Origin of the sequence: Methylobacterium sp. 391_Methyba4 (assembly GCF_029691625.1) — a bacterium.
GTDB classification, from domain to species: domain Bacteria; phylum Pseudomonadota; class Alphaproteobacteria; order Rhizobiales; family Beijerinckiaceae; genus Methylobacterium; species Methylobacterium fujisawaense.
The window spans coordinates 295,364-321,487 of sequence record NZ_CP121475.1 but is presented as its reverse complement, the minus strand read 5'-3'; the positions used below and the strand labels follow the sequence as shown (position 1 = coordinate 321,487).

25 protein-coding genes and 1 pseudogene are annotated in these 26,124 nt (G+C 69.4%); 9 read left to right on the top strand and 17 right to left on the bottom strand.

Going from position 1 to position 26,124, the window contains the following annotated elements:
- Positions 1 to 41: 41 nt before the first annotated feature.
- The 3 genes from P9K36_RS01600 to P9K36_RS01590 form a co-directional block, all read right to left on the bottom strand.
- The gene (locus tag P9K36_RS01600) at positions 42 to 2,156 is read right to left on the bottom strand and encodes an alkyl sulfatase dimerization domain-containing protein (protein WP_043755176.1); all 2,115 of its coding nucleotides are present in this window, start codon (positions 2,154 to 2,156) and stop codon (positions 42 to 44) included.
- A gap of 89 nt (positions 2,157 to 2,245) precedes the next feature.
- Positions 2,246 to 2,482, bottom strand: coding sequence for a hypothetical protein (locus tag P9K36_RS01595; protein WP_278306498.1), 237 nt, complete (start codon positions 2,480 to 2,482; stop codon positions 2,246 to 2,248).
- 88 nt (positions 2,483 to 2,570) lie between these two features.
- Positions 2,571 to 3,182, bottom strand: coding sequence for a DUF308 domain-containing protein (locus P9K36_RS01590; protein WP_043350331.1), 612 nt, complete (start codon positions 3,180 to 3,182; stop codon positions 2,571 to 2,573).
- A 367-nt stretch (positions 3,183 to 3,549) separates the two neighbouring features.
- Between P9K36_RS01590 and aqpZ the strand changes: the two genes are divergently transcribed.
- The gene (gene aqpZ / locus P9K36_RS01585; protein WP_043755171.1) at positions 3,550 to 4,284 is read left to right on the top strand and encodes an aquaporin Z; all 735 of its coding nucleotides are present in this window, start codon (positions 3,550 to 3,552) and stop codon (positions 4,282 to 4,284) included.
- 375 nt (positions 4,285 to 4,659) lie between these two features.
- Here the strand turns inward: aqpZ and P9K36_RS01580 are convergent.
- The 4 genes and pseudogenes from P9K36_RS01580 to P9K36_RS01565 form a co-directional block, all read right to left on the bottom strand.
- Positions 4,660 to 5,307, bottom strand: a pseudogene (locus P9K36_RS01580) (BON domain-containing protein); the annotation flags it as partial.
- A gap of 40 nt (positions 5,308 to 5,347) precedes the next feature.
- Positions 5,348 to 5,581: a hypothetical protein gene (locus tag P9K36_RS01575; protein WP_278306497.1), complete on the bottom strand. Its 234-nt coding sequence runs from the start codon at positions 5,579 to 5,581 to the stop codon at positions 5,348 to 5,350.
- Between the two features lie 426 nt (positions 5,582 to 6,007).
- Positions 6,008 to 7,846, bottom strand: a complete 1,839-nt coding sequence (locus tag P9K36_RS01570) for an AMP-binding protein (RefSeq protein ID WP_111474287.1) — start codon at positions 7,844 to 7,846, stop codon at positions 6,008 to 6,010.
- A gap of 2 nt (positions 7,847 to 7,848) precedes the next feature.
- Entirely contained in the window at positions 7,849 to 10,737 is a 2,889-nt protein-coding gene (locus tag P9K36_RS01565; protein WP_278306494.1) for an AMP-binding protein, read from the bottom strand.
- Between the two features lie 278 nt (positions 10,738 to 11,015).
- Between P9K36_RS01565 and P9K36_RS01560 the strand changes: the two genes are divergently transcribed.
- The gene (locus tag P9K36_RS01560; protein WP_075381576.1) at positions 11,016 to 11,378 is read left to right on the top strand and encodes a hypothetical protein; all 363 of its coding nucleotides are present in this window, start codon (positions 11,016 to 11,018) and stop codon (positions 11,376 to 11,378) included.
- Positions 11,379 to 11,445: 67 nt separating this feature from the next.
- Here P9K36_RS01560 and P9K36_RS01555 read toward each other — a convergent pair whose 3' ends face one another.
- Positions 11,446 to 11,775 (bottom strand): cytochrome c, encoded by a 330-nt coding sequence (locus tag P9K36_RS01555; RefSeq protein WP_278306492.1) that lies wholly within the window; start codon positions 11,773 to 11,775, stop codon positions 11,446 to 11,448.
- A complete protein-coding gene (locus tag P9K36_RS01550) occupies positions 11,775 to 12,587 on the bottom strand; it encodes a universal stress protein (RefSeq protein WP_278306491.1) in 813 nt (270 codons plus the stop codon). Before P9K36_RS01550 ends, P9K36_RS01555 begins: the two co-directional genes overlap by 1 nt.
- A 173-nt stretch (positions 12,588 to 12,760) precedes the next feature.
- On the opposite strand from P9K36_RS01550, the gene P9K36_RS01545 reads away from it, so the two are divergent.
- Both P9K36_RS01545 and P9K36_RS01540 read left to right on the top strand, forming a co-directional pair.
- Positions 12,761 to 13,579, top strand: coding sequence for a universal stress protein (locus P9K36_RS01545; RefSeq protein WP_043755163.1), 819 nt, complete (start codon positions 12,761 to 12,763; stop codon positions 13,577 to 13,579).
- A 14-nt stretch (positions 13,580 to 13,593) separates the two neighbouring features.
- Positions 13,594 to 13,785: a hypothetical protein gene (locus tag P9K36_RS01540; RefSeq protein WP_274926001.1), complete on the top strand. Its 192-nt coding sequence runs from the start codon at positions 13,594 to 13,596 to the stop codon at positions 13,783 to 13,785.
- A 198-nt stretch (positions 13,786 to 13,983) separates the two neighbouring features.
- Here P9K36_RS01540 and P9K36_RS01535 read toward each other — a convergent pair whose 3' ends face one another.
- The 4 genes from P9K36_RS01535 to P9K36_RS01520 all read right to left on the bottom strand — a co-directional run bounded on the left by P9K36_RS01535 (position 13,984) and on the right by P9K36_RS01520 (position 17,868).
- Positions 13,984 to 15,492 (bottom strand): DUF2336 domain-containing protein, encoded by a 1,509-nt coding sequence (locus P9K36_RS01535; RefSeq protein WP_278306490.1) that lies wholly within the window; start codon positions 15,490 to 15,492, stop codon positions 13,984 to 13,986.
- Positions 15,489 to 16,574 carry a lytic transglycosylase domain-containing protein gene (locus tag P9K36_RS01530; RefSeq protein ID WP_278307335.1) on the bottom strand — a complete coding sequence of 362 codons (1,086 nt, stop codon included), beginning with the start codon at positions 16,572 to 16,574 and terminating at the stop codon, positions 15,489 to 15,491. The genes P9K36_RS01535 and P9K36_RS01530 overlap by 4 nt, the downstream gene beginning before the upstream one ends.
- Before the next feature lie 89 nt (positions 16,575 to 16,663).
- Positions 16,664 to 17,293 (bottom strand): flavin reductase family protein, encoded by a 630-nt coding sequence (locus P9K36_RS01525; protein WP_043349196.1) that lies wholly within the window; start codon positions 17,291 to 17,293, stop codon positions 16,664 to 16,666.
- A gap of 11 nt (positions 17,294 to 17,304) precedes the next feature.
- A complete protein-coding gene (locus P9K36_RS01520) occupies positions 17,305 to 17,868 on the bottom strand; it encodes a nitroreductase (RefSeq protein ID WP_179697928.1) in 564 nt (187 codons plus the stop codon).
- Positions 17,869 to 18,021: 153 nt separating this feature from the next.
- On the opposite strand from P9K36_RS01520, the gene P9K36_RS01515 reads away from it, so the two are divergent.
- Complete coding sequence (locus P9K36_RS01515) at positions 18,022 to 18,939, top strand: hypothetical protein (RefSeq protein ID WP_043755151.1); 918 nt, start codon at positions 18,022 to 18,024, stop codon at positions 18,937 to 18,939.
- Positions 18,940 to 18,956: 17 nt separating this feature from the next.
- On the opposite strand, the gene P9K36_RS01510 is transcribed toward P9K36_RS01515, so the two are convergent.
- Complete coding sequence (locus tag P9K36_RS01510; RefSeq protein WP_278306489.1) at positions 18,957 to 19,793, bottom strand: DMT family transporter; 837 nt, start codon at positions 19,791 to 19,793, stop codon at positions 18,957 to 18,959.
- 327 nt (positions 19,794 to 20,120) lie between these two features.
- Here P9K36_RS01510 and P9K36_RS01505 point away from each other — a divergent pair, with 327 nt between their 5' ends.
- The 3 genes from P9K36_RS01505 to P9K36_RS01495 all read left to right on the top strand — a co-directional run bounded on the left by P9K36_RS01505 (position 20,121) and on the right by P9K36_RS01495 (position 22,329).
- Positions 20,121 to 20,519, top strand: a complete 399-nt coding sequence (locus P9K36_RS01505) for a PRC-barrel domain-containing protein (RefSeq protein ID WP_043382150.1) — start codon at positions 20,121 to 20,123, stop codon at positions 20,517 to 20,519.
- A gap of 763 nt (positions 20,520 to 21,282) precedes the next feature.
- Complete coding sequence (locus tag P9K36_RS01500; protein WP_043382283.1) at positions 21,283 to 21,777, top strand: HD domain-containing protein; 495 nt, start codon at positions 21,283 to 21,285, stop codon at positions 21,775 to 21,777.
- Positions 21,778 to 22,206: 429 nt separating this feature from the next.
- Positions 22,207 to 22,329: a hypothetical protein gene (locus tag P9K36_RS01495; protein ID WP_278306488.1), complete on the top strand. Its 123-nt coding sequence runs from the start codon at positions 22,207 to 22,209 to the stop codon at positions 22,327 to 22,329.
- Positions 22,330 to 22,486: 157 nt separating this feature from the next.
- On the opposite strand, the gene P9K36_RS01490 is transcribed toward P9K36_RS01495, so the two are convergent.
- Positions 22,487 to 22,675: a hypothetical protein gene (locus P9K36_RS01490; RefSeq protein WP_043755149.1), complete on the bottom strand. Its 189-nt coding sequence runs from the start codon at positions 22,673 to 22,675 to the stop codon at positions 22,487 to 22,489.
- Between the two features lie 676 nt (positions 22,676 to 23,351).
- On the opposite strand from P9K36_RS01490, the gene P9K36_RS01485 reads away from it, so the two are divergent.
- On the top strand, positions 23,352 to 24,641 hold the full coding sequence (locus P9K36_RS01485; protein ID WP_111473146.1) for a D-serine ammonia-lyase: 1,290 nt from the start codon (positions 23,352 to 23,354) through the stop codon (positions 24,639 to 24,641).
- A gap of 168 nt (positions 24,642 to 24,809) precedes the next feature.
- Here P9K36_RS01485 and P9K36_RS01480 read toward each other — a convergent pair whose 3' ends face one another.
- The gene (locus P9K36_RS01480) at positions 24,810 to 25,061 is read right to left on the bottom strand and encodes a PilZ domain-containing protein (RefSeq protein WP_043347619.1); all 252 of its coding nucleotides are present in this window, start codon (positions 25,059 to 25,061) and stop codon (positions 24,810 to 24,812) included.
- 131 nt (positions 25,062 to 25,192) lie between these two features.
- Positions 25,193 to 25,480 carry a hypothetical protein gene (locus P9K36_RS01475; protein ID WP_043347621.1) on the bottom strand — a complete coding sequence of 96 codons (288 nt, stop codon included), beginning with the start codon at positions 25,478 to 25,480 and terminating at the stop codon, positions 25,193 to 25,195.
- Positions 25,481 to 26,124 lie beyond the last annotated feature (644 nt).

The window sequence follows — 26,124 nt, the reverse complement described above, 5'->3', positions numbered from 1 at the left end:
CGGACCGCGATCGGCTGCGGAGCAAGAGCGGCTTTCGCCGGCTACTCGGCGACCACCTCTCCGGAATCGGCCCGGTACGGGTCGGACTGCACGCGATTGGCGGCACCGCGCACCTTGGTGCCGGGCAAGATCTCGAATCGCGGGTCGAACGTCACCATCGTGGCGGCCAGCCGGCTCAGGATGCCGGCGTCGCCCTCGACCTGCGCGGTCCCGTCGGCGATCTGCGCCTCCAGGGTCTTGGCGCCGATCATCGTCTGCTCGAGATCCGACCGGTTGATGGTCAGGGTGAGATCGGGCTTCTCGGCCTGGAACCCCGCGATGTTGGTCAGCGTCGCGTTTTCCAATTCGACGATGAACCGCTCGCCGTTGTCCGGCGTGATCAGGTTGATGGTGAAGCGCATCCCCTCCGCCTTGCGGCTGTCCATGCGGATGCCGAGAAAGTTCAGGAAGAGCTCGGTCGGCATCGCCCGCACCACGTCGGGGCTGCTCGAACTGGCCGTCGCGCCTTCCGGAATGCCGGAGCGCAGCTCGTAGGCGCCAGCCAGGAAGCAGTTGCGCAGGCCGGGATTCTCCTGCTGGTAGCCGATCTGCTCGAAGATGTCGGCGAGGAGGTCCTTGGCGGCCTGGTTCTGCGGCTCGGCCTGGACGAGCTTGTTCACGATCTCCTGGGCCAGCAGATACTGGCCCGCGTCGTGCAGCCGCTTTCCCCGGGCGAGGATCGTCTCCGCACCGCCCATCATGTCGACGTAGAGGGGGGCGCTCTCCGACGGGGCGAGCGGAATCAGCGTCGCCGGGTTGCAATCCCAGAATCCGAGATAGCGCTGGATCACGCCCCGGCTGTTGTGCTCCGGCGACCCGTGATAGCCGCGACAATGCCACGTCTGCTGAAGGCTCTGCGGCAGCGCGTAGACCTTGTGGATCTCGTTGATCGTCACGCCCTGGTTGGCGAGGTGGAGCACCTGATTGTTCATGTGGGCGTAGAGGTCGCGCTGCGCCCGCAGAACCGCCTGGATCCGCGCATTGCCCCAGCGGGGCCAGTGGTGGGAGGCGAACATTACCTCGGCCTCCCGGCCGAACCGGTACAGCGCCGCGTTGATGTATTTCGACCAGTTGAGCGGATCGCGCACCGGGGCGCCGCGCAGGGTGTAGATGTTGTGCAGGGACGCGATGACGTTCTCCGCCATCCAGAGCGCCTTCCGGTCCGGGATGTAGGTGTTCATCTCCCGCGGCGCTTCCGTGTTCGGCGTATTCTGGAAGACCATCGGGATGCCGTCGACCTCGAAGGTCTCGATCAGCTTCTCCACGTAGCGCGTCGGGGCGATCAGGCCTGTGGTGCCGGCCGAGACGCGCTGTCCCAGGCCCTGCCCGACATAGCCGTGCGGCGCCGCCGGCAGGAGCAGCCCGTACTGGTAGAACAGCCGCCGGTTCATGGCGTTGCCGGCGTAGACGTTCTCCGCCACCGTATGGACGAGGAAATCGGCCGGCGCGATCACCGGCACGGCGCCGGACCGCACGTCTTCTTCCTTGAGGATCCCGCGCACGCCGCCCCAATGATCGCCATGCGTATGCGAGTAGATCACGGCCGAGATCGGCCGCCCCTCGCCCGCATGCGCCTGGAACAGCGCCCAGGCGGCGCGTGCGGTCTCCTGGCTGACGAGGGGGTCGAACACGATCCAACCCGTCCGCCCCCGCACGATGGTGAGGTCCGAGAGATCGAACCCCCGGACCTGATAGATGCCGGGGACGACCTCGTAGAGCCCGTAATTGTTGTTGAGACGCGAGATGCGCAGCAGAGACGGATGGATACTGTCAAATTCGTCCTGCCGCTCCAAGAACTGGAATTGCTGCATGTCCCAGGCCACGTGACCATCGTCGGCCCGGATGATCCGGTCGGCCATGGGGGCGATCAGCCCGCGTCGCTGCTCCTCGAAATCCGTGTCGTCCGCGAACGGCAGGCGCGTCCGGGCCTGCCGGAGCACGGCGCGGGTGAACGACGACGGCGGTTTGCCTTTCGGGTGGAAGTGCTCCGGACCGGCGGATGCCGCCGGGGATTCCCCGTCGCCCGCGGCACGCGCTTCCGCCAGGAGGCATCCGGCTGCGGAGAAGGCGGCTCCGACAGCGGGAAGAGTCTTGATGAAGGCGCGGCGCGTCGACATCGGTCTGCTCCATCCCGGACGCGGTGGCTTGCCGTGGGACGACCGGGTCGCCGGGCGGCGGCGGCCGGATCCGGTCATCGGCGCACCGGTCAGCGCCAGGCGCAGACCCGGCGTCCGCGTCGCCACCAGCAGACCCTGCGGCGCCGCCGCCGCGGGACGACGACGACGGCCTGTGCTTTCTCGACAGGGCCGCCGCTCGGATCGTCGAGGGGCTCGATTCTCAGGGGCGCGGCGTAGACGGCACCCGGCACCATGAGCAGGCCCGCAGCCGCCAGGGCGGCGGACGACAGGTTGCCCAGCACGGCACGACGATGCATCGGTTCCATTGCCATCCTCCGGCTCGTGGTCTGATGTCCCTGGCTCCGCCACCCGATCCCATCGCGGCCGACGGAGATCGGCGTTCGCCTATGCGGCTCAACGGGTCGCCGACCCGCTTCCGGGCGATGCGAGCGCCGGCGCGACCGGCGGCGGGCCGAAGAGGCCGATCCACGCCCATGACAGTCCCGCGGCGATCAGGTCGCAGGACACGAAGAGGCCGATCGCCCACAGGCCCGAATAGGGCCATTGCGCGATGATGGCGGCGCCTAGGAGCATCGAGAGCAGGGCAAACAGGATCACCGTGGCGCGCGACAGCTGCGTCGTGTGGACGATGGCCCAGAGCGCGCGCGCCACGCCGGAGGCGATCAGGGTGAGCCCGAGGACGAGCGTGAGGGCGAGCGACGCTTCGAGGGGGCGGAAGACGGCCCAAAGACCGCCGACGAGGTAGAGCAGGCCCGCGAAGAACCGAACGACGCGGGATCGCCACGCTTCGACTTCCGACGGCTTGGCGAGCGCCTCGGCGATCTCGGCGATCCCGGCCGCGATCAGGAGGACGCCGTACCAGAGCGTGCTGACGATCGTGAGGCTGACCACCATGAAGAGGCCCACGATGCCGAGGATCAGCAGCAGGCTGCCGACCGCGAGAAGCCATCCGCGGGCACGCCCCGCTCCGGTCTGCAGCGTTCCAAAGGTGACCGTTCCGCCCATACGACACCTCCCGTCGGACCCGTGGATGAGGAGGCTGTCCCCATTCCGTCCGATCACTTCCGATTGAATCGCCCGTTCGGTCGGAACGGCGTTGATTCAAATCAAAGGCGCGGGTCCCCGTTCTCGACGGCCCGGGCGTCGATCGACGGCTCGGCATGGCCTGCGCAGCACGGGAGAGACTGGCGGATCGACCGAGGCGCCGCGCCGAAGAGACCGGTGCCGGCGACCAGACCCGCGATGCGGAATTGATCTAGCTCAAATCGAGGCCCCTCCCTTCGCGGCAGGATGCGGTCCGGCCCTGGATAATCCGATCCGCTCGGTCGGGCGGGCCACGGAAATGTCGCCTCGCCTGACCGCAGGAGGTTCCATGGATATCCGCAAGTGCGCGGCCGAGGCCATTGGCACGTTCTGGCTCACCTTCGCGGGCTGCGGGAGCGCCGTCATCGCGGCCGCGTTTCCGCAGGTCGGAATCGGCCTCCTCGGCGTCGCGCTCGCCTTCGGCCTGACTGTCGTCACCATGGCCTATGCCATTGGGCACATTTCGGGCTGCCACCTCAATCCGGCGGTGACCTGCGGACTCGCGGCCGGAGGCCGGTTTCCGGCCCACGACATCCCGGCCTACGTCATCGCCCAGGTCGTCGGCGGCCTCGTCGCCGCGGCTGTGCTCTACACCATCGCCAGCGGCGCGCCGGCCTTCTCCGTCGAGAAGGGCTTCGCCGCCAACGGCTATGGCGCGCATTCGCCGGGGCAATACGCGCTGACCGCCTGCCTCCTGACCGAGGTCGTGCTCACGATGATGTTCGTCTTCGTCATCATGGGCGCGACGCACGGCAAGGCCCCGGTCGGCTTTGCTCCGCTGGCCATCGGGCTGTGCCTGACCCTCGTCCACCTCGTCGGCATCCCGGTCACGAATCTCTCGGTGAACCCGGCGCGCAGCACGGGACCGGCGGTCTTCGTCGGCGGATGGGCCCTGACCCAGCTCTGGCTTTTTTGGGTCGCCCCGATCTTCGGTGGGGTTCTCGGCGGGATTCTGTATCGCTGGCTGAGTGAGGAGCCCTCCGTCCAGGTGACCGGCATCTCTCCCCCGGCCCCGGCAGAGTGAGAGCACGAACCGCTCGCCGAGGGATCATTCAAGAACTTTGCTGAAAATCTATATTCACTGTCTCTCTTCGCGACGGCGATCTTTGCGCGCGGCGCGTCATCGCGATGCGCCGAACGTGACTTGGCCGGACGACCCGGGATGTTCCTCCCTGCGCCGGCCTTCGCCAGTCGAATCGAAGGCCGGCGCGATCCTTGATCGGACACCGGGAACCGCGCCTCAGCGGCTCGCGATCTGTCACGCGACGGGACAGGCCCCCCGGTCCGAACACTTCGTGTCTTTCCGTCCGCCAGACGGATCGGTGCCGCGCGCGTTCGTCTCCGGGATCGAGGATCGATCTCGAATCCGCGCCGCGGTGCATCTCATCTTGTCCGCTCTGGCCATGGCTACGATGCGGTCCTCGACGGCGCGCACGCCCGGCACCGACCATGCGGCACGCTCGGCCGCATCGCGCTCCGCCCGGGCCGTCACGGCACCCTCCAGAATGACCCGGTCGCCCGAGACGGTGACCTTGATCGCGTCGGCTTCGAACAGCGCGCTTCGCCGAAACGCCTCCAGGATCTTGTCCTTGACCGCCCCAGGTGGAACGCGCGGTTCGATCGCGATCCGGTTGGTGACGCCAAGCACCCCTGAGAGCTGCCGCACGACGGCCTCGGCGGATCTCGACTGGTAGCGCCAGGGCACGGCGCCCGTCAGGGTGATCCAGCCGCCGCTCACCGTGACCTGGATGGCGTCCTTCGGGAGATGCACAGACCAGTCGATGATCGCCAGCGCCCGGGCGGCGATCTGGTCGTCGGCCACCTTCTTCGCGTCGGCGTAACGGACCGCGATCTCCTGCGCGATGGCGCGCACACCCCGGACGCGGCGCACGGCGCGCTCCGCCTCCACCTTCTCGGCGTAGCTGCCGACATGGCCAGTGAGCGTCACCACCCCTTCGGAGACGGCGACGCCGATATCCCCGGCGTCCAGGCTGGGGTCGAAGTCGAGTTCGTCGAGCACCGCCCGGCGCAAATCCTTGTCGGTCATGGCGTTCCTCCTGAGGCGGCGCGGGCCGCGCGGCTCCCGGTCAGGGGGCGCCGGCCGCCTGATCCATCAGAAGGCCCTCGCCTCGCGCTCGCTCGAGCACGAGCCGTGCGGCCACCCGGGCTCGGCCGGCGCGCAGCCTGCTGTCCGGATGGCCCTCGCGGAGCGCCTGGCGGGCACGGGCCCGGAACCAGTTGGCATTCGCGATCGCCGTGGCCCGGCGTTCGGGCTGATCGATTCCGCGGGCCTTTTTCAACGTTGCCATCGTGTTCAGCATTCCGGTTCGCGCGACACCGAGAGCCTGTCCATCGTGGCGCTGGCAGCGCTCTTCGTCTGTCGAAGCGGTGAAGCAGTCGACCGCGGCACACATTGATCAGGATCAACGCTGCCGCATCCGCCTCCGGCATCAAACTCTCAAGCCAGGAGGAGGATCGCGATGTCGCCATCGGATATTCGACTCGCTGTCGAAGCCCACAGAGAGGCCCTCGACGCATTGACCGGATTCTTGTCCGAGTTTCCTATGATTCCGCGATATCTTGTCGAGAATCATATCGCCTTCGAAGTTGCCCACCGCATCCGATCGGGCGTCAGATCGCGCGATCGTCTGGTGCGTTACGGGATCGAGGCGGTTCTGACGGACAAGTACTGAGCGGCGGACCGGAGCCGCATCAGGGGTGGACCGTGTCGGCGAACCCAGACTTGCTCAGGCGCGCGGCGGTTCGGGCTCGCCGCGCAGGGCCGCCACCGTTCCGGCGAACCGGTCAAGGAGGACGGCGCGGCGCAGCTTCAGCGTGGGGGTCAGGAGGCCGTCCTCGACAGTCCAGGGCGTCCGCAGCAGACGCACCGCCCGGACCCTGGCAGCGCGGGGTCCGTCATGCAGCGCCGCGGCGACCCGATCGAGCGCGGCCCGTCGGGCGCGCGCGTCATCGAGGGCGTCCTCCGCCGCGGGATCGAGACCCAGATCCTGCGCAAGCTGCGTCCACATCGCCGCATCGACCACCGCCAGGACCGACAGCCGCGCTTCGCCCTCGCCCAGGACCATGGCCTGACGGAACAGGGGATCGCGCAAGATCGCGGCCTCCACGGCCTCGGGCGAGATCTTCTCGCCGGTCGACAGGACCATCATCTGCTTCAGCCGGCCGGTGATGCACAGATCGCCGTCCTGCAGCGTGCCGAGATCGCCCGTATACAGCCATCCGTCACGCAGGACCTCGCCCGTGAGGTTCGGACGGCGCCAGTACCCGAGCATCACGCCTGGCGAGCGCACGAAGATTTCCCCCGATGCCGCGAGGCGGATCTCCATTCCGGGGAGTGCGGGGCCGACCCGGCCCGGGCGCGTGGCGCCGAGCCGGAATCCCGTGACCGCCGAGGCCGCCTCGGTCAGGCCGTATCCCTCGACCAGGGGCAGACCGAGGCTGAGGCAGAACCGGGCGGTATCCTCCGGAAGCACGGCGCCTCCAGAGACCGCGAGCCGCAAACGACCGCCGAACGCGCGGCGGATGGGGCGCCCCACGATGCTGCGCAGCAGGAGGCCGATGGCGGCCTGGGCAAGGCCGAGCCGCCGTCCGTCCCGCCGGGCCGCGAAGAGCGCCCAGCCTCGGGCCAGGGCTGCGCGCAGCAGCCAGCGCGTCGGCGGCGTCCGCTCCGCCCGTTCCGTCACGCTGTGGCGCAGACGTTCCAGCACGCTTGGGACCACCAGCAGGATGGTCGGGCGTGCGAACAGGAGGTCCTCCTGGAGATGCGCCACCGATCGTGCGAACACGACGGGCGCTCCGAGGATCAGCGGCAGATAGCACCCGACCACACGCTCGAAGATGTGGGCGAGGGGCAGATAGGACAGGAACACGTCCCGATCCGAACCGGGATTGCGGTCGAGAACAGCCTGCGCGACCGCCAGCAGATTGCGGTGCGAGAGCATCACGCCCTTCGGGCGACCGGTGGTCCCCGACGTGTAGACGATCGTCGCGAGGGCATCGGGGTCGCGCCCGGCAGGATTGAGCACGGATCCACGCGCCCCTGCGAGCCAGAACCGCAGGCTCTGCAGGCGCGGATCGGAAGGTCGGGTTCCTCGCGGCTCCTCGAGCGCGATCACGCGCTGAACTCCTGTGCGCAGCTGGGCGCGATCGCCGAGGCTGTCCCATTGCGCCGCCGTGCGGACGACGACGATGCGGGCGCCGGAATCCACCAGGATGTCGACGGCGTTGGCGGGAGCGTCATCGGGAAACAGCGGCACCACCACGAGGCCGAGCGAGAGCGCCGCATGATCGAAGGCCACCCACTCGATCCCGTTCGGCAGCCAGAGCGCGACCCGTGCGCCCGGTTCGAGCGCCTCGCTGGCCAGGGCGGCCGCCCGTTCGGCGACCCGCTCGGCCATCTCGGCCCATGTGATCGCAGAAAAACGTCCCTCGGCAGGATCGTGCGCCACGTAGGCCACCGCCGTCGGCCGGCGGGTTGCCTGGGCTCGCAGAAGGCTGGGGATCGTGCCCGTCGAGGCGTCCGCGGGCGGCTTTGCGCAGATCCGTGTCTCGGAGCGGCCCGACATGATCATTCCGGAGCCGGCTCGACGGGCGGCGGCACCGCTTCCCGGGAGAGGTCCGGCTCGTTGCAGCCGGCGAGAATCGCCGCGCGCGTCCGATTGCGCAGGCGGATCGCCGCGTGGAAATCCTCGCCGTCCGGGGCGATCGGCGCTCCGATATGGACGTGGATCCCGCTCCGCCGGGGGAACCACTGATCGGCCCGCAGCGCCGACCGCGTGCCCGTGATCGCGACCGGCACGATCGGGGCACCCGCGCGGCAGGCATCTAGAAACGCACCGGGATGGAAGCCGAGGAGGCCCGGGGTCCGGGTAAAGGTGCCCTCCGGGAACGCGACCACCTGCTCGCCATCGCGAATGCGCCCGACGATCGCCGCCGCGTCGGCGATACCCGCCACGGTACCCCGGTGGACGAAGGCGGTTCCCAGCCGCCGCAGGAACGGCCCGGCGATGCGCTGACGGGCCAGCTCCTGCTTGGCGAGGAAGACCGGCGCCCCGGGCAGCACGGCCGCCAGCACGGCGCCGTCAAGATAGCTCGCATGGTTGGCGACGATGACGGCGCCGCGGCTGACGGGCTCGCCCGATACGGTCAACGGCGTCCGCGTGACCCAGAAGAAGAGCCGCAGGCCCGTCCGGAGGGCGCCGAAGCGCCAAGCGCGCTTCGGCAGGACGAGCACCAGCGGCCATAGGATGGCACCGATGACGACGAGGACTCCCCACCAGGACGCCGCGTAGGCTGCCTCCGACCAGAGCCGCCCGATACGGCGCAGCCGCGCCGCGGCCCCCGCGACGGCGAGCCGGACCAGCTGCGTCCGCAGGGCGGCTTCCGGCCGGCCGAGTTCGCCTGCCGCGTAGAGCGACCGCGTCGCCGCGCGACGGATCTTCCCGCTCGACGTCTTCGGCAATGTGCGGGGCGGACACAGGACGATCACGTCGGGCGGCTGCTCGATCACGCCCATCGCTTCCCGGGCCAGGGTGCGGCGCAGCTCCTCAAGGGCCGCGGCGTCGGTGAGGCGCGTCTCGGCGGCGAGGATCAGCCGCTCCGTCCCGGTTCTCGGGTCGGGGCTCGCGAAGGCCGCGACACAGCCCTTTCGGACGCCGTCGACCGCACCCGCCACCTCTTCCAGCTCGTGCGGATGGATCTTCCGACCGGCCCGGATGATGATGTCCTTGGTACGCCCCGTCACGAAGACGTCGCCGCTCGCCAAATAGGCGAGGTCGCCGCTCTCGAGCCAAGCTCCGTCGAACAGGGCGCGCGTGATCTCCGGACGCCGGAAGTAGCCGGTCGTCGCGGAGGGACCGTTGAACTTCAGCCGCCCCTCCCGGCGCTCCGGCACCTCGCGCCCGGCCTCGTCCACGATCCGGATCTGATGGCCGCGCAACGGATGCCCGCAGGCGGCGAAGGCGACGGCCCCCGGAGCGCCAGGCTCGGCCGGCAGGGCCTCGCCGCTCCGCGACAGCGTTGCGCGGTCGATCCAGTCGATGCGCGGGCCCCGGCCGAGGGGCGGAAAGGTGAGGCCGACCGCGCATTCGGCGAGCCCGTAGACGGGTGTGACGGCCGACGGCCGGAGGCCGAAGGCCGCGAAGCGCTCAGTGAACCGGGCCAGCGTGTCCGGGCTGACCGGTTCGGCCCCGTTGGTCAGGACGCGCAGCGAGCTGAGATCGAGCCCCGCGAGATCCTCGTCCCGCAGGGTCTTGAGACACAGCTCGTAGGCGAAGTTCGGGGCGGCCGAGATCGTGCCGCGCTGGCGATGGATTGTCCTGAGCCAGCGCCCCGGATCGGCCAGGAAGGCCAGGGGTGAAAGGATTGCCGCCGGCGCACCGTAATAGAGGCTGCCCAGCCAGCAGCCGATCAATCCCATATCGTGGTAGAGAGGGAGCCAGCTCACGACAACGTCCGCCGACGAGGCCGCCACCGCTTCGCCCATGGCGCGGACATTGGCGAGCAGGTTGGCGTGGGTCAGCATCACGCCCTTCGGATCGCCTGTGCTGCCGGAGGTGTATTGGATCAGCGCAAGGTCCGCCCCCGTGGCCGGGACGGCCGCCGCCAGAGCGTCTTCCGTCACGAGATCCGCGGTGGTCGTCAGGACCCGCAAACTCTCGACGCCGTCGCGCAGCAGCCAGGCGAAGGGTTTGATCGCCGCATCGGTGATCAGGATCTGCGGCGCAGCGTTCGCCAGGATACCGACTTGACGCTGCAGGTGATCCTGGATCTGGGCGCGCCGGAACGGCGGGTAGAGCGGGACCGGGACCCCACCCGCCAGGATCGTGCCGAGGAAGGCCGGGAAGAAGTCGGGCCCGGTGGGCAGCATGAGGGCGACCCGGTCGCCGAAGGCGAGATCGAGCTTCAGGAGGCCGGCCGCGACCTGACGCGAACGCCGGTCGAGCGCCGCGTAGGTCAGAACGGTCTCGGTCCCGTCCTCCTGTTGCAATCGAAGATGGGGGCGGTCCGGGTGATTGCGGACGTGGAAATCGAGCACGTCCGCCCACGTGGTGGCCCGGTGCGGCTCGGCCGCCGTCGGCAGCGCGGCTGGTGGCGAGGACGCCGCCGAGGGCTCGCGCGCGGCGCCCGCAGCCTGGATCGCGGCCAGCAACGCGGCCGGCGTCGCTGCCTCGCCGATCAGCCTCTCCGGCAGCGACACCCGGAAGCTGCGCGACAGCCTCAGGATCAGCTCCGCGCGCCCCAGGCTGTCGAGGCCGAACTCCCGTTCGAGGTCGCTGTCGAGGTCGACCGCGATCGTCGCGCCCCGCTCCGGGTGCAGTTCGAGCAGGAGCGACCGGACCATGTCCAGGACAGCGGCTCCGGTGGGCTGCGCGACCGGATCGAACCGCTCGCTCGGCAGGCGCGCGACGTTCTCCACGAAGGACTCCGGGATGCCGGCGAAATGACCGGGCTCCAACCCGCATCCGCAACTCAGATAAGCCGTGTCCCGCCGCGGCGGCTTGATCTTCATCAACACGGGAACGCCGCATCGGATGTGCCTATGCAGCGATCGACCGGGGAAAATGCTGTGTTCGAGTATGAACCGACGAGCTTGGCCTGCCGAGGCGGCGCGTCCTGGGATCGCGCACGCAGCGAGACCCTCGCCGGATGAGATTCCGTTGACACGCGTCAAACGCGCGGTCGGGGTGCGGGTCTATGATCCGCGCCGTCATCCGGTGACCGGAAGAAGGCGTCATGTTCCGCTCTGTCCTCGTCATCGCCGTCCTGGTCGGATCGACCGCGGCGCTCGCGCGGCCCGGAAGCGGCGCCCTGCCCTTCGCGCATGTCGAGGCGCGTCGGACATCGACTTGCGCGTGCGGCCCCGTGCGAAGATCGCCCCGCTTCAGGGACCGGGCGTCGGTCTACCGCGATCGCGCCGCCTTCCAAGGCGGCGTGCGAAGCCGGACCATGGCCGGCGGCCGATTCGACACGGGCGCCCATGTTCCGATGATGGGCGCGGCAGACGGGTTCCAGCGCTGGAGGCGCTACGACGATTGCATCTGGGGCTACGCCGGTCTCCTTCCGCCGGCGCATTGCACCGACTTTTACGCCTTCTGAACCCGGCCGCGATCCGATCCGCACTGCATTGGCCGGGATGCACGGTCGTGCATTCGTCGACCGGCCGTCACGGTTTCAGCGTCTTGAGGTAAGCCGTGAGGTCGGCGGCATCATCCGGTTCGAGCCGGAAGTCCGGCATCGCCGGATGGCGCCTCTCGACGCCCTCGATCAGGACGTCGGCGAGGTCGTCGACGGGAAAGCGCTCGGCCAACATCCTGAAGGTCGGGGCCGCCCGCATCGGGCTCGCGCCCCGGAGGCCGATGGCGTGGCAGCCTGCGCAATGCGCATGCGCAAACTTCCGCCCCTGCGGCGCCGAGGATTCCTCCGCCTCGATCGCTCCGGTGCAGAGCAGATCCAGGCCGAGGGCGACGCCGACGGAGAGCAGCCCCCGACGCATCAGTGACACATCAGGCTGCAGATGGGTGCGCGGTCGAGGACATCGCGCGTGACGCCGCCGAAGATCCATTCCCGCAAGCAGGAATGACCGTAGGCACCCATGACGACCAGGTCGGCGTCCTGCTCCAGGGCGAACCGCATGATCGCGTCGGCATCCGGGCCGGCGGCGTGGAGGTGGTGGGCGGTGGCGCTCACGCCGTGCCGGGCGAGGTGAACCGCCAGATCCTCGGCGTTGCCGACGCGCACGTCCTCGCCGCGGGTCGCCACGAGCACCTGATCCGCCGCGCGGAAGAAGGGCAGCGCCGCCGACATCGCCCTGCGCGCTTCAGGACCGTCCTTCCAGGCGAGGACGATGCGGGCGGCCTTCAGATGGACGATCCGCGGCGGCACGATGAGGACGGGCCGGCCGGCTTGCATCAGGACGGGCCCCGGCGACACGCCGAGCGGACCCGGGTCCGGATCATCCGGCCCCTGCCGGCTCACGACGACGAGGTCGGCGGTGCTCGCCTGTTCGACGAGATGCGTCAGCGGATCCGCGAAGCCCGCGTGCCAGAGCGTGCGCAGCTCGCTGCCGGCGCTGTGTTCGAACACGTCGCGCGCCCGTTGCAGGATCCCGCGGACCCGGGTCGCATTCTGCTCGACGTCGTCGGCCGCCTCGCAGAGGTCCCGCACCAGGATGGGAACAGGCACCGTCTGGGCGGCTGCACCCGTGAGGATCGCTTCGAAGCGCCGCGCCAATCCGGCGGCGAGGCTGACCCGGTCCGGAGCGTCCTCGCTGAGGTCGAGGGCGACGAGGATGTTCGCGTAGCCCATGGCGCCCCTTCCCGTGCCGAAAGCGAGACACGACGGGTGGCCCAGAAGGCGCGTAGCCGCCTTGATCCAGCGCAAGATGCTGGGTCGTCCGGGTCTTGAGATGGATCAAGGCTTTGCGGAAACCGCGACCGCATTGTGGGTGGGTATTCCGTTCCCGGTCGCAGGATATCCGCATGTCGTACGCTAGCCTCATGGTCGCGGTCGATGACGGGCTGCACGCCGCGCAACGCATACGACTCGCGGCGGATCTCGCGCATCGCCTGGGCACGCGCCTCGTCGGCGTGGCCGCATGCGTGCCGGATTATCCGCGGGGCTATGGCGAGACCGCCGTGCCCATGGGCTCGGCCATCGAGGACATCCGCCAAGCCGCCCTTACGAGACTCGCAGGCTTCGAACAGATCTTCCGGGAGGCCGCCTGCCGCAGCGACCGCGTCGAGTGGCGCTCGGATCTCGACCATCCCGTCCGCTTTCTGGAGCAGCAGGCGCGGGCCGCAGACCTCGTCGTCGTCGGTCGCTACGCGCAGAACGAGGGGGTGTCCCTCGGGGCTGCGGTCGACCTCGGGGACGTTCTGATGGAGCTGGGCCGTCCGGTTCTGGTCGTACCGCCCGGCGTCGAGCGAATGGAGGCGAAGCGCATCGTCGTCGGGTGGAAGAGCTCTCCGCAGACCCGCAGGGCCGTATGGGACGCGATGCCGTTGCTCAGGCGTGCGGAGACGGTCGAGGTGGTGCGGGTCAACGATGGCGAGGACGCGTCAGAGATCGAGGATGTCGCCCGGTACTTGGCCCTCCACGACGTGAAGGCGGTGCCGCGCCGAGTCGTGGCATCGGGCTGGACGGCGGCCGAGGAACTGCAGAGGGCAGCGGTCGAGGCCGATGCGGACCTGATCGTGACCGGGGCCTACGGCTACAGCCGTCTGCGAGAATGGTTCTTCGGCGGCGTGACCCGTGACCTCCTGGCCGACGCGTCGGTCTGCAGCCTGATGAGCCACTGACGGGAGGTGCGCCGATGGCGAACCCGGGCAACCCTGGCGATCCTGACACCGGCTTCCCGCCGCCATCTCCCGCGCGGACACCGGAGCCGCAGCAAGCCCCGCTGCCGGAGCCCCTGGGCATCCCCGACTCGGAGCCGGACGACGTGCCGCCGGCCAACGAGCCGCTTGGCATCCCGGGCGGGATGCCGCCCGAGATCGTGCCCTGACCGCGGACTCGTGCCTGACCGGCCCCGGAAGCCGGCGATCCCGGCCGCCCACCGATCGGGGCGCGGCTCCGGCTGCGTCGGACACGGCCGTGTCCTGAAGCTCTTCCCGTGCGGAGCGATCCAGGCGCAGCGGTGCCGCCCGCCGCTGCGCTCGCCCAGGACGAGGCGGCGACGGCCAGGCCGGGCCCTGTCGTCCGATCAGGCGGCGATGCGCGCAGCCTGATCGCTGGTCGCCTCCTCCGAATCCGGCTCGGCGCGACCCTGGCTGGCGCGGAAATGGTCGAGGAGGCTGTCACCGAGGCCGTCGAGCACCCGATCGGTCGCGGCCTGCGTGGCCGGGTCCAGTTCCTCGGTGCGGTACCAAGCCAAGATCTGCTCCGGCAAAGCGTCGAGGATCGCCCCCACGGGATTGAGCGGCTCGGCCACAGCCGGCACGTTGGCAACGGCTGTGACCATGACGGTTTCGTCAGGACCGGCCTCGGCCACGAAGGCGGTCCGGCGCTGGCTTTCCAAGGCAGCACGCCACGCGGCGTCGGCGGCTTCGGATTCCCGGCGGGCCGTTTCCCGGGCGATGGCCTGTGCGGCAATGGTGCGGGCCGCCTCGCGGGCCTCGTCCCGGGCGGCCTCGGCCTCGTAGCGGGTCAGCAGGGTGATGACCGGATGCATGTGCGGATCCGAGAGATCGCCGCAGGCCTCGATGGCGCATTCGATGATCCGCCGCGACAGACCGGTTCCCCGGGCGGGGAGCGCCCGGCCGGCGAGGTCCTGCCAGGCGGAGAGCGCCGCCTGCATCGCCGGCAGGAGCGGGTCGGGAAGGCCAGCTCTGGCATGCAGGTCCGCGAACTGGCGCGGGTCGCGCATAGCCCGGACGATCGCGGCATGATCCTGACCCGAGAGGTCGGCCAGGGCGGCCAGGGCGAAGTCGATCCGGCCGGAGAGCACGGCTCGGAGAACGAGCCCTGCCGTCAGCTGCCGGGTCGTGCGCAGATGGGTCACGAGGCGCGACACCGCAGCCGCACCCCGTCCGTCGCAGGCTTCGAGGGCCACGCGCTCGCCGGCCTCGCGGCTCATCCGGCCGCAACGCTCGGCGCTGAGCCAGCCACGGTCTGTGACGAACCCGGAGAGGGCCTGTGCCACCGCGATCCCGAGGGCATGGCGCACCTCGGGGGGCAGGTCGGCCCGGGCAAGCAGCGCCTCGCGCAGGGACGCCTCGTCTCCCCGCCGCTCGATCATGCGCAGCAACCGGCCGGCGGTGATCTTCGCCGTCGGATTGGCCGCCAGAACGACCAGCGTGTCCGTCTCGCCGATCTCGGCCAGGGCGCCCGAGACCGCATGCGACAGGTGGTGCCGGGCGGCGATCACCGCGCGGGTCGCCTCATCGCCGAGGGCCGCGGCATCCACGAGATCGGCATCGGTGAGGACCGGGGATCGGGCCAGGACCAGCCGCGCCACCTCCGGCACGTCGCAGGAGAGGGCGACCACGAGGGGACGCGGGGCCCGTGCCGAGGCCGCGCAGGTCTCGGCGAGCGCCCGGCGTACCAGCGGCGATGGATCGTCCAAGAGCGCGAGCAGCGCCGTCTTGGCCTCCCAGGCCTCGTCGGCGTTGAGATCCCCGTACAGGTAGGCCCGCGCCAGAGACGCGGTCGCCTCGGCCCGGCCTCCGGCCGAAGCATTCTGCGTCCAGGCCAGGAAGTCGCGGATGATCATCGACCGCTCCGGGGGGCGAACAGGCTGGTCCTGTCGCCGGGCATGGGCACTGCGACCGCAAGGTCCGCGGGTCGGCGGGGCGGCAGCGGCGGATTGAGAAGAGGCGCGCCCGCGGGCGTCGCCGCCGGTTCGGGAAGTGCGCCCGTGACGGCAGGCTCCGCGTCGGCGACGCGGGACGGCGGCTCCGAATCGGAGCGCGGGAAGTAGGTCGGCGCCGGGTGCTGCGTCGGCGCGGCGGTGTTGCGGGACTGCCAGAGCCGCGCCGCGGCATCCGACGCCGCACCGCGCTGGTCCGTCTGGAACAGGCTGCGCAGATCCGAACTCCCGCCGAACGCGGTCGCTGCACTGGCATAGGCCGACACGGCCTGCGGCGCGGCGGGATTCTCCTGGCGCAGGCCGGTGAGGTCGGTGGCGGCCGCGCCCTGTGCGGCCGCCGAGAGGCTGGCATACAGTTCGGCAGCGCTGCGCGGCCGTCCGGCGCGGTCGTAGAACAGAGCCCGGTTCGCGGCGGCCGCCTCCGGCAGGTCGAGGGCGGCGGCGCGCTCCGGGAAGGCGCGGGCCGTCGAGATCAGGGCCGCGGCACCCTTCGCGCCCAGCACATGCGCCGCATAGAGGTCGCCCGCGGTCGGCTCGCGGCCGAGGGCGCTCGTCAGGGCGTCCGCATTCTGCTGGGTCAGGGCGCCGGCCAGCGTGGCGGAGATCTTGGGATCGCGGCGCAGGTCGAGGATCGCCTGCCGCTGGCTCGCGTCGGGGACCGTATAGGTCCCGTCCGACTGTCGGGTGATGGCTTCGGCCTGGGCCTGCAGACCGAGCCGCGGCCCGGCATTCTTCATCACGCCGAGCCAAGTCTGCTCGATGAACTGGAACAGCCCGGTGGCGGAGGAAGTCCCCGCCTTGGCGGCGGGATCGAGGGCCGATTCACGCCGCGCCGTGGCGAGGAGATAGTCGAAGCCGACGCCGCTCGCCGTCGCTCCGTCACGGATCCCCTGGACGACCGGACCCGAGGCGGGCGCGGCCGGCAGGGACCGCGCCTGAGGCGGCGGGCTCTCCGGTGGGCTCGACGGCGTGGTGAACAGGAACATCCGGGCGCGCACGGGAGTGGGGACCGTCCGAACCTGCGCCCGCTATGGTAAACAAGTCCTCAATCGGCGGTGCGCGGCCCGATCCTGTTTCAGGACCCGGTGAACTCCCCGGCGCCCTTCGGCCGGCGCATCTGGAACCGGGTGTCGGCCGTGACATGGAAGTAGTCGAAGTATCCGCCACGCATGATCGGATGCATCGCCGCGGTATCGACCATGCCGTCGACCACGTAGCGTGGGTCGATATAGATCGACACGACTTGGCCGATCACCAGGAAATTCTCAGCCTCGCCGCCCTCGAGGGGGACCAGCGGCACGGTCTGCAACCAGCGGCATTCCAACGCCGCCGGCGAGGCGGCCACCCGCGGTGGGCGAACCTTGTGCGAGGGCGCGGTCTCCAGCTTGGCGAAGGCGAACTCGCTCGTTCCGCGCGGCAGCGGCGCCGAGGAGTCGTTCATCCCGTCGCGCAGATCCCAGGTCGCGAGACTGCAGACGAATTCCTGCCCCTCCTCGGCGAAGGTCATCGCGTCCTTGCGGCCCGTGGAGGAGAACGCGACCATGTTGTCGGCCACGGCGTTGAAGAACGAGTAGGGCGCGAGGTTCACCGCGCCCGCACGGTTCATGGCGCTGATCCAGCCGATCGGGCGGGGCGCGACGATCGCCTTCAGCGGATTGTGCGGGAGGGCGCGCGCCTCCCGAGGCAGCGCGAGATCGTAATGCACGGCCGGTCCCTTCAGAGGTAGGTGACGATGTCGTCGAGCGCCGGCCGCGGCCGGTCGGAGGGCACCTCGCGCGCCCGGCCGATATGGACGAAGCCCGCCAGTTTCTCGGCCGGCGCCAAGCCCAGTGCGTCGAGGACGCGACGGTCGTAGGCGAACCATTCCGTCAGCCAGGAGGTCGCGAAACCGGCGGCATTCGCCGCGATCACGAGGTTCATGGTGGCGGCACCGGCGGAAAGCACCTGCTCCCATTCCGGGATCTTCACATGCGGCCCAGCTCGCGAGACCACCGCGACGACCACCGGCGCGTGGGTCAGGCGCGCCCGCTCCTGCGCGAGCCGCTCCGGCGAGGCGTCCGGATTGTCCGCCGCGAAGGTCGACGCAATGATCTCGCCCGCCCGCGACCGCGCCTCCCCGCCGATCACGATGAAGCGCCAGGGCGCGAGCTTGCCGTGGTCGGGCACGCGGGAGGCCGCGGTCAGGATCGCTTCCAGCTGCGCGCGATCCGGGCCCGGCTCGTCCAGCAGCGGCGGCGGCACCGAACGTCGGGTCTTCAGGAGATCGAGGGTGGCGGTCATGCGCTCCGTCCCGGTATCGCGTCCCGTGGGGGATGTGGCATGCGCGGGCCTCCGGTGGAAGTGCGGCCTTGCCACCGCCATGGTCCGGAGGCACAGGCAGCCCCGGACGATCCGGCGTCCGAGCTGGGGCGAAGGGTTGAGAGAGGCCGACCGATGCGCATGAGGCTTGCCGCGACGGCGCTGGCGATTCTCGCTGCCGGCCTGCTGCCCGCATCCGCCCAGCAGGACCCGTTCCAGAACCGGCTCGGCGGCGCCCTCCCCTCGCCGTCGATCACCACGCCGAACCTGCCGCCATCCCTGCCGGCCGCCGAGCCGGAGGCGCAGCTGTCCCTGTCGGCGCTTCTGTCCGGGCCGGGCACACCCCTGCGCCAGGGGCTGGCATGGCGCATCTACGAGGACCGGGGCGACGGCACCCGCCCCGCGATCGTCGCCCGTTCCAACGAGGCGGAGCCGCATTTCAACCTCGCCCCGGGCACCTATGTGGCGACCGTGACCTACGGTTTCGCCAGCGCCTCGAAGCGGCTCGTGATGGGTGGCCAGCCGACCACCGATACGCTGCGGGTGGCAGCCGGCGCCCTGAAGCTTGCGGGCGCCGTGGGTGACCAGAAGATCCCGCCCGGCCAAGTGATGTTCTCGGTCTTCGTGCCGGTGGGGACCAATTCCGAGGGCCGCCTCGTCCGCTCCGGGATCAAGACCGGCGAATTGCTGCGCCTGCCCGAGGGCACGTATCACGTGGTCTCGACCTATGGGGAGTCGAATGCGATTCAGCGCGCAGACCTCCGGGTCGAGAACGGCAAGGTGACGGAGGCGACCCTCAACCACCGCGCCGCCACCGTCACGCTGAAACTCGTGGCCGCTCCCGGGGCCGAGGCCTTCGCGGGCACCGCCTTCTCGGTTCTCACCCCCGGCGGCGACACGATCCGCGAGGCCATCGGGGCGTTCCCGCAGGTGACCCTCGCCGAGGGCGATTACGTCCTGATCGCGCGCCATGACGGGCAGGTCTACACGCGGGAATTCAAGGTCGAGAGCGGCCTCGACCGCGACATCGAGGTCGTGGCCAAGTCGGGCTGAGAGCGCCGGATCGGCTTTCAGGTGAAGCGCCGGGCCAGGGCTACGCAGGCGGCCACGGCCAGAGCGGCGCCGATCATGGCGGGCTCGATCCGCTCGCCGAGGACCAGCGCGGCGACGCCGAGGCCCAGGAACGGCTGCAGCAACTGGAGCTGGCCGACCGCCGCGATGCCGCCGCGCGCCAGGGCCCGATACCAGAACACGAAGCCGATCAGCATGCTGAACAGCGCCACGTAGGCGAGGCCCGCCCAGGCTGGCAGCGGGATCGTGCCGGGCTCGGCCGGACAGAGCGCCAGGGCCAGCGGCACGCTGACCGGCAAGGACAGGACCGTGGCCCAGGCGATCACCTGCCATCCGCCGAGCCGGCGCGCCAGGACGCCGCCTTCGGCGTAGCCGAGCCCGCAGAGCACGATCGCCGCGAGCATGAAGGCATCCCCGGGACCGGGCGGTCCATCGAGGCCGCGCGCGGCGAAGGCGACCGTGACGAGCGCACCGGTGAGCGAAAACAACCAGAAGACGGGCGATGGCCGTTCGCCCGAGCGCAGCGCACCGAACAGCGCGGTGACCAGGGGCAGCAGGCCGAGGAACACCGTTCCATGCGCGGCACCGACGGTCTGCAAGGCCAGGGCGGTAAGCAGCGGAAACCCGACCACGACCCCCGCGGCCACGATGGCGAGCGCCGGAACGTCAGCCCGGCGCGGGCGCGCTTGGCGCAGGGCCAGAAGGGCCGCCGCACCGGCGAGGCCGGCGAGCGCCGCCCGTGCCGCACTGAGGAACAGGGCGTCCATGCCGGTCAGGGCGAGCCGGGTCGCGACCAGCGAGGCGCTGAAGATGGTGATCCCGACAAGACCATCCATCCAGGCGCTTGGTGCCGACCTCCGCGCCCGATCGAGCGAGGCGTCTGCCATGCATGTCTCCCGCAAACTCACGTTGGCCTTCGCTTGCCGCGACGGGCACCGGTGGGCCAGGAACGATCCCGCCGCCGCGGGGCATTCTGTCCCGGTCACGCGTCAGTACAGTTGCGCAAGGGGTTCGACGGGCGACTCATGACCAGGTGCCCGCGGACCGCGCGGGCACCTCGCGAGGGCTCCATGTTCCGCGCATTAACATTTCCGTGCGGGGGCGGAACGATGCGGCGTCATCGTCCATTTCCAGCCACCCATACCGGGACACTGGAGTTATTCATGCGCCGCCTCGTCCTTACAGCCCTCGCCGCCGCCACCCTCGCCGGTCCCGCCTTCGCCGCCAACGAGGCGCCCGCGACGGTGGCGCCGAAATTCGAGGCTGTCCCGCAGGACGCCGTGCTCAGCTACAATCTGATCGGTCTCAACGTCACCGACGCGCAGAACAACACGGTGGGCGAGATCAAGGATCTGGCCATCAATCACGACAAGCTTGTCGGCTACATCGTCTCGGTGGGCGGCTTCCTCGGCATGGGCGAGCACTACGTGGCGGTTTCGCCGAGCTCGATCGCCATCGGCTACGACGCCGACGCGAAGAAGTGGAAGGCCGTCATCGGAGCCTCCAAGGATCAGCTCAAGGCTGCGCCGGAATTCAAGTACGACGGCAAGTTCAAGCGCTGAGAACCAGATCTCAGACGAGGCCGGGCAGAGCGCCCGGCCGACCATTCGGGTCTCGCGGTGGAACGATCGCGGGACCCGTCGTGGCGGCCGAGGCATAACGCAGCGCCGGGCCGCCATGACACGATCGACGACAGTGCTGTCTGTCCCGACCGCACGAGGCGGAATGACAGGCTATCGCAACGGTGCGACGGTGTCGCCCTGGGAGGGGCGATCAGGCGCTCGGTGAAGCGGTCCACCGGGGCTTTCCAGAGCCTGACGCGCCAAGCAGGCGACCAAAGCGTCGCGTTTGGCCTGACGAAGCACGATCCGGGCGGCGGCCCGTGCGTTGGCGGCGCGCAACTCGGCGCGCGGGCCTCCATCGCGAAGGGCCCGCCATGCCAGGGCACGGAACCATCGGACGTTGGCCAGGGCCGCGGCGCGCCGGCTGAGCGGCCCACCGACATCGAGCGGCTTCTCCAGTGTCACGGACGCCATGGGCTCAATCCTGAAGTGCGACTCGCCGCTCGTCCGAACAGAGACAAGAGATGGCGAGTTCCGAGGAGCTGGGCAATAGTCCAAACGGTCATAACTTTCGGCCGACGCGCGAAGACTGCGCATCCGTGATATTTTCCGGACCCGCACCGTCTCGGCTTCGACGGCCCGGGTAAGACACGGCCTTCTTTGACCCGGGCCGGTCGGGAACACCCCAGCGCGTTGAGGACTTCACGGAGCTGGGAGCCGGAGCGACGGCAATCCGGTCCGGTGGATGCCGCAAGAGGGCAGCGTGCCGACGATCTTCGATGCCCATACCTTCGCCCTTACCGCGCATGCCGGTCAGCTCGACAAGTGTGGCGAGCCCTGCATGCGGCACCTGGAGCGCGTTGCGAACGCGGCCCTGGCCCGAGCCGGTCACGCCCGACTCAGCGACGGACTCGACATTGACCCGATGCGAGTGATGCAGGCGGCGCTCCTGCACGATGTGCTGGAGGACACGTCACGCACGACGACAGATCTTCAGGCGGCCGGTTTCGAGGCGGATATTATCAGAACGGTCACGCTTCTCACGAAGCCCGCCAGCCGGATCGCCTATTCGGAACGGATTGCGGCCCTGATCGCATCGGGTGATCTCGCGGCACTGCTGATCAAGATGTCCGATACGGAGGACAATCTTCGTCCCTCCCGGATACCGCCCGATGCCGCCTTCCTGCGCGAGCGCTACGCCGACGCCTTCGCACGTCTGAAGTCGGCTGCGGCGGTGGTGGGATACACAGGGCGCTGAGGCCGGGGGCAAACGGGTCGCGTTGTGATCCGCTTCCGCCATCTCCGTGCCGCTGAACGGCAACGCCGCGATCCGCCGCCCAGAGTGGACGGAAAGCTGAAGAGTGAGGTCCCGGCTGCCGGGCTTGGCCTTCGCCGGTCAGGGTGCCCTTCCCGCCACCTGGGCTGCCGGCGGCACCGTCTGGCGTCTGAGGGAGATCGACTCGGAACTGATGATCGTCCCCCGGATTGCATCGTCTGCGGATGCTACCCCCCGCTTTGGCCGCGGAGGACGTCGCCGTAGCAAAGCGGCGGGAGCAAAGTTCCGAGCGACGCAGGCTTCGGGCCAGCGGTCCTCAGCACTGAAGCCGAGCGCTGTCGGTCCCATTCCATCCAATTGCAAGAAGGAAGTTCCATGCCGTCGATCAGTCGTCTCTCGCTGGTAGGATTCATGCTGATCGGCCTCGCGGCCTGCGACGACAAGCAGGCGCAGAACAATACACCGACGAAGCCCGACACCACGAAGATGGAACCGCAGACCGATCAATCCGCACCGAACCCGCCGAAGCGCTAGAACCGTTCCCGATCGCCTCGCGATCAGGAGCGGCTCAAAGCCTTCGTCCTAAGGCGCCTCTTGCGCCGAACCGGCGTTCATTGCGGCGGCGCGGACGCGCGCCGGCAGCCCGCGATCGTAACGGGGCCGATCGATGGACGGTCCGAGACATCTGCGGTCATGCCCGGTCCGATGTGGCCGCGGAGCCCTCCGGGCCGGAGGCCGTGGTTAAGGTAGGATCGCCGGAAGGCTCAGCCACGAAAGGGGCGACTGCGCCGAAGCTCAGGGCGGCTTGGACGAGGATGTCATCGAGCGTATCGGCAGCCAAAAGCGCGCCGTCGAATACGGACCACAGGATCTGGCGCATCGGTCTCCTCCCGCCGCATCCCGGGACGACGCCGCTCACCGGCGTCGACCCGGGATGCGGCGCTCATTCGGTTCGCATCTGCATGCTCAGACGAAGTGCATCGGCAGGGCACGATCGAGGACTTCGACGTAGGTTCCGGCCAGGACCGCGATGGTGGCGAGGGCGGCGGCGGCGGCAACGGTGAGACGCGCAGTGAGGGTCATTGGAAGTCTCCATCGGATCCGCGACTGTCTTCGCGGTGTGATCCCGATGTAAGCTCAAGCTTTGCGGGCCGAAGTGCTCCCGCACACCTGAAAACGGATCGCGTGACCGTCGCGCGGCTCAGGGGAGCGGCAGTCCCGTCGGGAGCGTCGCGGGGCCGGAACGATCGCCGACGGCATCGACGGCACGGTTCAGAGGGCCGGCGTGGCGTTCCCGTCCGTCGAGATCGTCTCCCTCTTACACAAGCCTCCCCCTGCGACGGCGTCTGGGTGACCTTCACGGGATGTCCGCCACCGCGACAGCGCCAGCCCCGACGAGGGCGCAAGGACGGATCGCCGGCCAGACCCACCATGCGCCCGATGGGCATGCCGAACGGCAGGTGGCTCTGATAAGCAGTCCGGGCGGAGACACGCGGCCGCGTCACCGACCCTCGCGCAGGTCGGACCGGCCCGAAGCGAGCGGGATCCAAAACGCCATGGCAGGGATCGTCGAGATGCAGAACAGCCCCCGGGTCGACCGCATCCCCGTCGCGGTCAAGCAGGCCTGTCCGACGATCTGGATCAACCCGGCGGTGGCCGACAGTGCGTCCGTCCTCCCGGATCTGGCGCTGGGCAAAGCCGACGTCGACGGTGCGGTGGCACGCTGGCAGCGCTTCGCACCGTTGCTGACGCGCCTCTTCCCGGAGGAGGTGTCAGGCCGGATCGATTCACCGCTGATCCCGCTGGCGGCCGGCTTGTCCGACACCATCCTGTGTGGAGCGGGGGGCCGTGTACTGGTCAAGGCGGACCATGCATTGCCGGTGACGGGCTGCATCAAGGCACGCGGCGGCGTCTACGAGGTCCTGGCCTACGCCGAGGCGCTGGCCGCGCAGGCCGGACTTCTCGCCGAGGGCCGATCCTATGCGGCCTTCGCGGACCCGGAATTTCGCGACCTGTTTGGCCGTCACATCATCGCGGTCGGCAGCACCGGCAATCTCGGCTTCAGTGTCGGACTGATGGGACGGGCGCTCGGATTCGCGGTGGAAGTCCATATGTCGCACGATGCCAAGGCCTGGAAGAAGGAACGCCTGCGGGAACTCGGCGCCCGCGTGGTCGAGCATCGCGGCGATTACGGTGCGGCGGTCGCGGCGGCGCGCAACGCCTATTCCGGACGCGGCAACGCGCATTTCGTCGACGACGAGGATTCGGTCGAGCTGTTCCTGGGCTATGCGGCCGCGGCCCTCGACCTGGAGCGCCAGCTCGCTGCAGCCGGGATCCCGGTTGGACCGGCCCATCCCCTGTTCGTCCATCTGCCCTGTGGCGTCGGAGGCGCGCCGGGTGGTGTCGCCTTCGGCCTCAAGCTGCTGTTCGGTGATTCCGTGCATCCGGTCTTCGTCGAGCCCGTGGCGTCGCCCTGCATGCTGGTTCAGCTCGCGGCGGGCCTCGAACGGCCGGTGAGCGTCTACGATGTCGGTCTCGACAATCGCACCGCCGCCGACGGGCTGGCGGTCGCCTCCGCGTCCATGCTGGTCGCTCGCACCCTCGAGAAGCTTGTCCGGGCCGTGGTCACGGTCCCCGACGATGCGTTGTATCGTTGGCTCAAGATCCTCTGGACGGAGGCGGGTATCCGCCTGGAGCCTTCCGCGGCGGCCGGCTTCGCGGCGGCGGGACGTTTTGCACAGACCATCCCGGCGGAGACGCGCGCCGCCGCAACCCACGTCATCTGGACGACCGGTGGTGCGCATCTCCCGGCCGAGGAGTTCGAGGCGGCGCTCGCCCGCGGCTGAGGGGCCTTTCTCGGGGCGGATGCCGACGTCGCGCGCCCCTTCGAATAGGGCTCGACGATCAGTGCCGGGTGGATACGCTCTGCGTCCCCGACCAGGGTGCCGCGAGGTAGACGGCGTCCACCACTCTGACGCGGTCCGCCGCCTCGCCGCGCTCCCGAGACGCGACGATCATTCCATCAGATCGGTCAGGGCCCCGATCTCGTCGGCATTCTTCCAGACCGTCTCGCAACCGATCACCTTCTCGGTGGCGTCGATCGTCAGCTGGAATTCAGCGGGAACCCGCTCCGTGCCGACCAGCCGAAGGCGCACGCCCCAGCGGGACATGTCATGGACCACACAGGGTATCGTCGGGTGACCCGCGACCGCGATGCGTCCGTGCAAGTTGACTGATACGCGCCGGGCGCTTCGCTCTTCGATCATGACAGCTCGACCCCAAACAGGGTCAAGCTAGTGGCGAGGGCTCAAAAAGGTCTTCACGGATTCATTCGAATTGCCGGAATGGGCCTGCCATGACGGCTGCGGCCCGCCGCCGACCTCACGCACGCAGAGGTCTAAGGATAGGCGTGCCGGCGTGCGCGTTCGAAGGCATCCGCGCAGGCCTTGTCGAAGAGCCTGCACGGCGCCGGCGCATCGCCGGGTTCCGCCAACATCGGCTGACCGCGGATGTCTCCGGCTGAATGCACTTGAGAATATCGCGACCGCGGATCGAAATAGGGATCCGACGTGTAGCTGCTCATGAACGCGCCCCCTGCCGCCATCTCGCTCTCCGCACGCGCGGACCCGACCAAGCGCAGCAGCGTCAAGGCCAGGATGAGGAGCCCCAGGTATCGTCCGACCACCGGCTTAACTCCTCGTCGAGCCTGACATCATCAGCACAGACGCCGATCGATCGGCGTCTTCATCCCGCCCCGGAGCGGCGGTGACGGGGGCCGCTCAGGTGTCCGAGAGATTCGCTCGCCGCCATGGCACGGGGTGAGCGCACAGGCCGCAACCCGGCCGAAACGAGGTTCTGCGGTTCGATCACGCGAGACATCGGAGCCACCCCGGCACCCCGGGTCGCGTGGCACGGGCAGCCCCGCGATACGCGGCAATGGCACCGGATCGGTCGGAGCGGCGCCAGAATGATCGTGCAGGATGTGCAAGAGACGCAATTAAATAAGTCTTCTGGCAGTAAAAATTCAATTTTTTTCCAAAATACCTTTTAATTTTCGACCGGCGCGCCGCCATCGGCGTCCGGTGCCGCAGCACATCGCCGGTATGGAGCCCGGCGATCCTTAAGAGAGCTCGGGCGTTTTTAATTTCTTGAAATCCGCTTTAGATTGTCGTGTCGAATTCATTCGAAGAGTGTTTCGGCGATAGCTATATCTCTTCCGCGCCGGGCATTCGCCCTGTGTTCTCTCTGAAAACGAGGCATGATCTGCTCGATGTTCCCGCGGCCCGGCCGCCCGGGACGCGAGCCGGATCGTGATGGAAGATCCGACAG

Coding starts and splice junctions, on each gene's coding strand:
- P9K36_RS01595 (WP_278306498.1), bottom strand. CDS start 2,482: ATGGAACCGATGCATCGTCGTGCCGTGCTGGGCAACCTGTCGTCCGCC.
- P9K36_RS01600 (WP_043755176.1), bottom strand. CDS start 2,156: ATGTCGACGCGCCGCGCCTTCATCAAGACTCTTCCCGCTGTCGGAGCC.
- P9K36_RS01590 (WP_043350331.1), bottom strand. CDS start 3,182: ATGGGCGGAACGGTCACCTTTGGAACGCTGCAGACCGGAGCGGGGCGT.
- P9K36_RS01570 (WP_111474287.1), bottom strand. CDS start 7,846: ATGTCGGGCCGCTCCGAGACACGGATCTGCGCAAAGCCGCCCGCGGAC.
- P9K36_RS01505 (WP_043382150.1), top strand. CDS start 20,121: ATGCGCCGCCTCGTCCTTACAGCCCTCGCCGCCGCCACCCTCGCCGGT.
- P9K36_RS01490 (WP_043755149.1), bottom strand. CDS start 22,675: ATGCGCCAGATCCTGTGGTCCGTATTCGACGGCGCGCTTTTGGCTGCC.
- aqpZ (WP_043755171.1), top strand. CDS start 3,550: ATGGATATCCGCAAGTGCGCGGCCGAGGCCATTGGCACGTTCTGGCTC.
- P9K36_RS01545 (WP_043755163.1), top strand. CDS start 12,761: ATGTCGTACGCTAGCCTCATGGTCGCGGTCGATGACGGGCTGCACGCC.
- P9K36_RS01550 (WP_278306491.1), bottom strand. CDS start 12,587: ATGGGCTACGCGAACATCCTCGTCGCCCTCGACCTCAGCGAGGACGCT.
- P9K36_RS01480 (WP_043347619.1), bottom strand. CDS start 25,061: ATGATCGAAGAGCGAAGCGCCCGGCGCGTATCAGTCAACTTGCACGGA.
- P9K36_RS01515 (WP_043755151.1), top strand. CDS start 18,022: ATGCGCATGAGGCTTGCCGCGACGGCGCTGGCGATTCTCGCTGCCGGC.
- P9K36_RS01560 (WP_075381576.1), top strand. CDS start 11,016: ATGTTCCGCTCTGTCCTCGTCATCGCCGTCCTGGTCGGATCGACCGCG.
- P9K36_RS01575 (WP_278306497.1), bottom strand. CDS start 5,581: ATGCTGAACACGATGGCAACGTTGAAAAAGGCCCGCGGAATCGATCAG.
- P9K36_RS01510 (WP_278306489.1), bottom strand. CDS start 19,793: ATGGATGGTCTTGTCGGGATCACCATCTTCAGCGCCTCGCTGGTCGCG.
- P9K36_RS01530 (WP_278307335.1), bottom strand. CDS start 16,574: ATGTTCCTGTTCACCACGCCGTCGAGCCCACCGGAGAGCCCGCCGCCT.
- P9K36_RS01495 (WP_278306488.1), top strand. CDS start 22,207: ATGCTGATCGGCCTCGCGGCCTGCGACGACAAGCAGGCGCAGAACAAT.
- P9K36_RS01535 (WP_278306490.1), bottom strand. CDS start 15,492: ATGATCATCCGCGACTTCCTGGCCTGGACGCAGAATGCTTCGGCCGGA.
- P9K36_RS01485 (WP_111473146.1), top strand. CDS start 23,352: ATGGCAGGGATCGTCGAGATGCAGAACAGCCCCCGGGTCGACCGCATC.
- P9K36_RS01540 (WP_274926001.1), top strand. CDS start 13,594: ATGGCGAACCCGGGCAACCCTGGCGATCCTGACACCGGCTTCCCGCCG.
- P9K36_RS01555 (WP_278306492.1), bottom strand. CDS start 11,775: ATGCGTCGGGGGCTGCTCTCCGTCGGCGTCGCCCTCGGCCTGGATCTG.
- P9K36_RS01520 (WP_179697928.1), bottom strand. CDS start 17,868: ATGACCGCCACCCTCGATCTCCTGAAGACCCGACGTTCGGTGCCGCCG.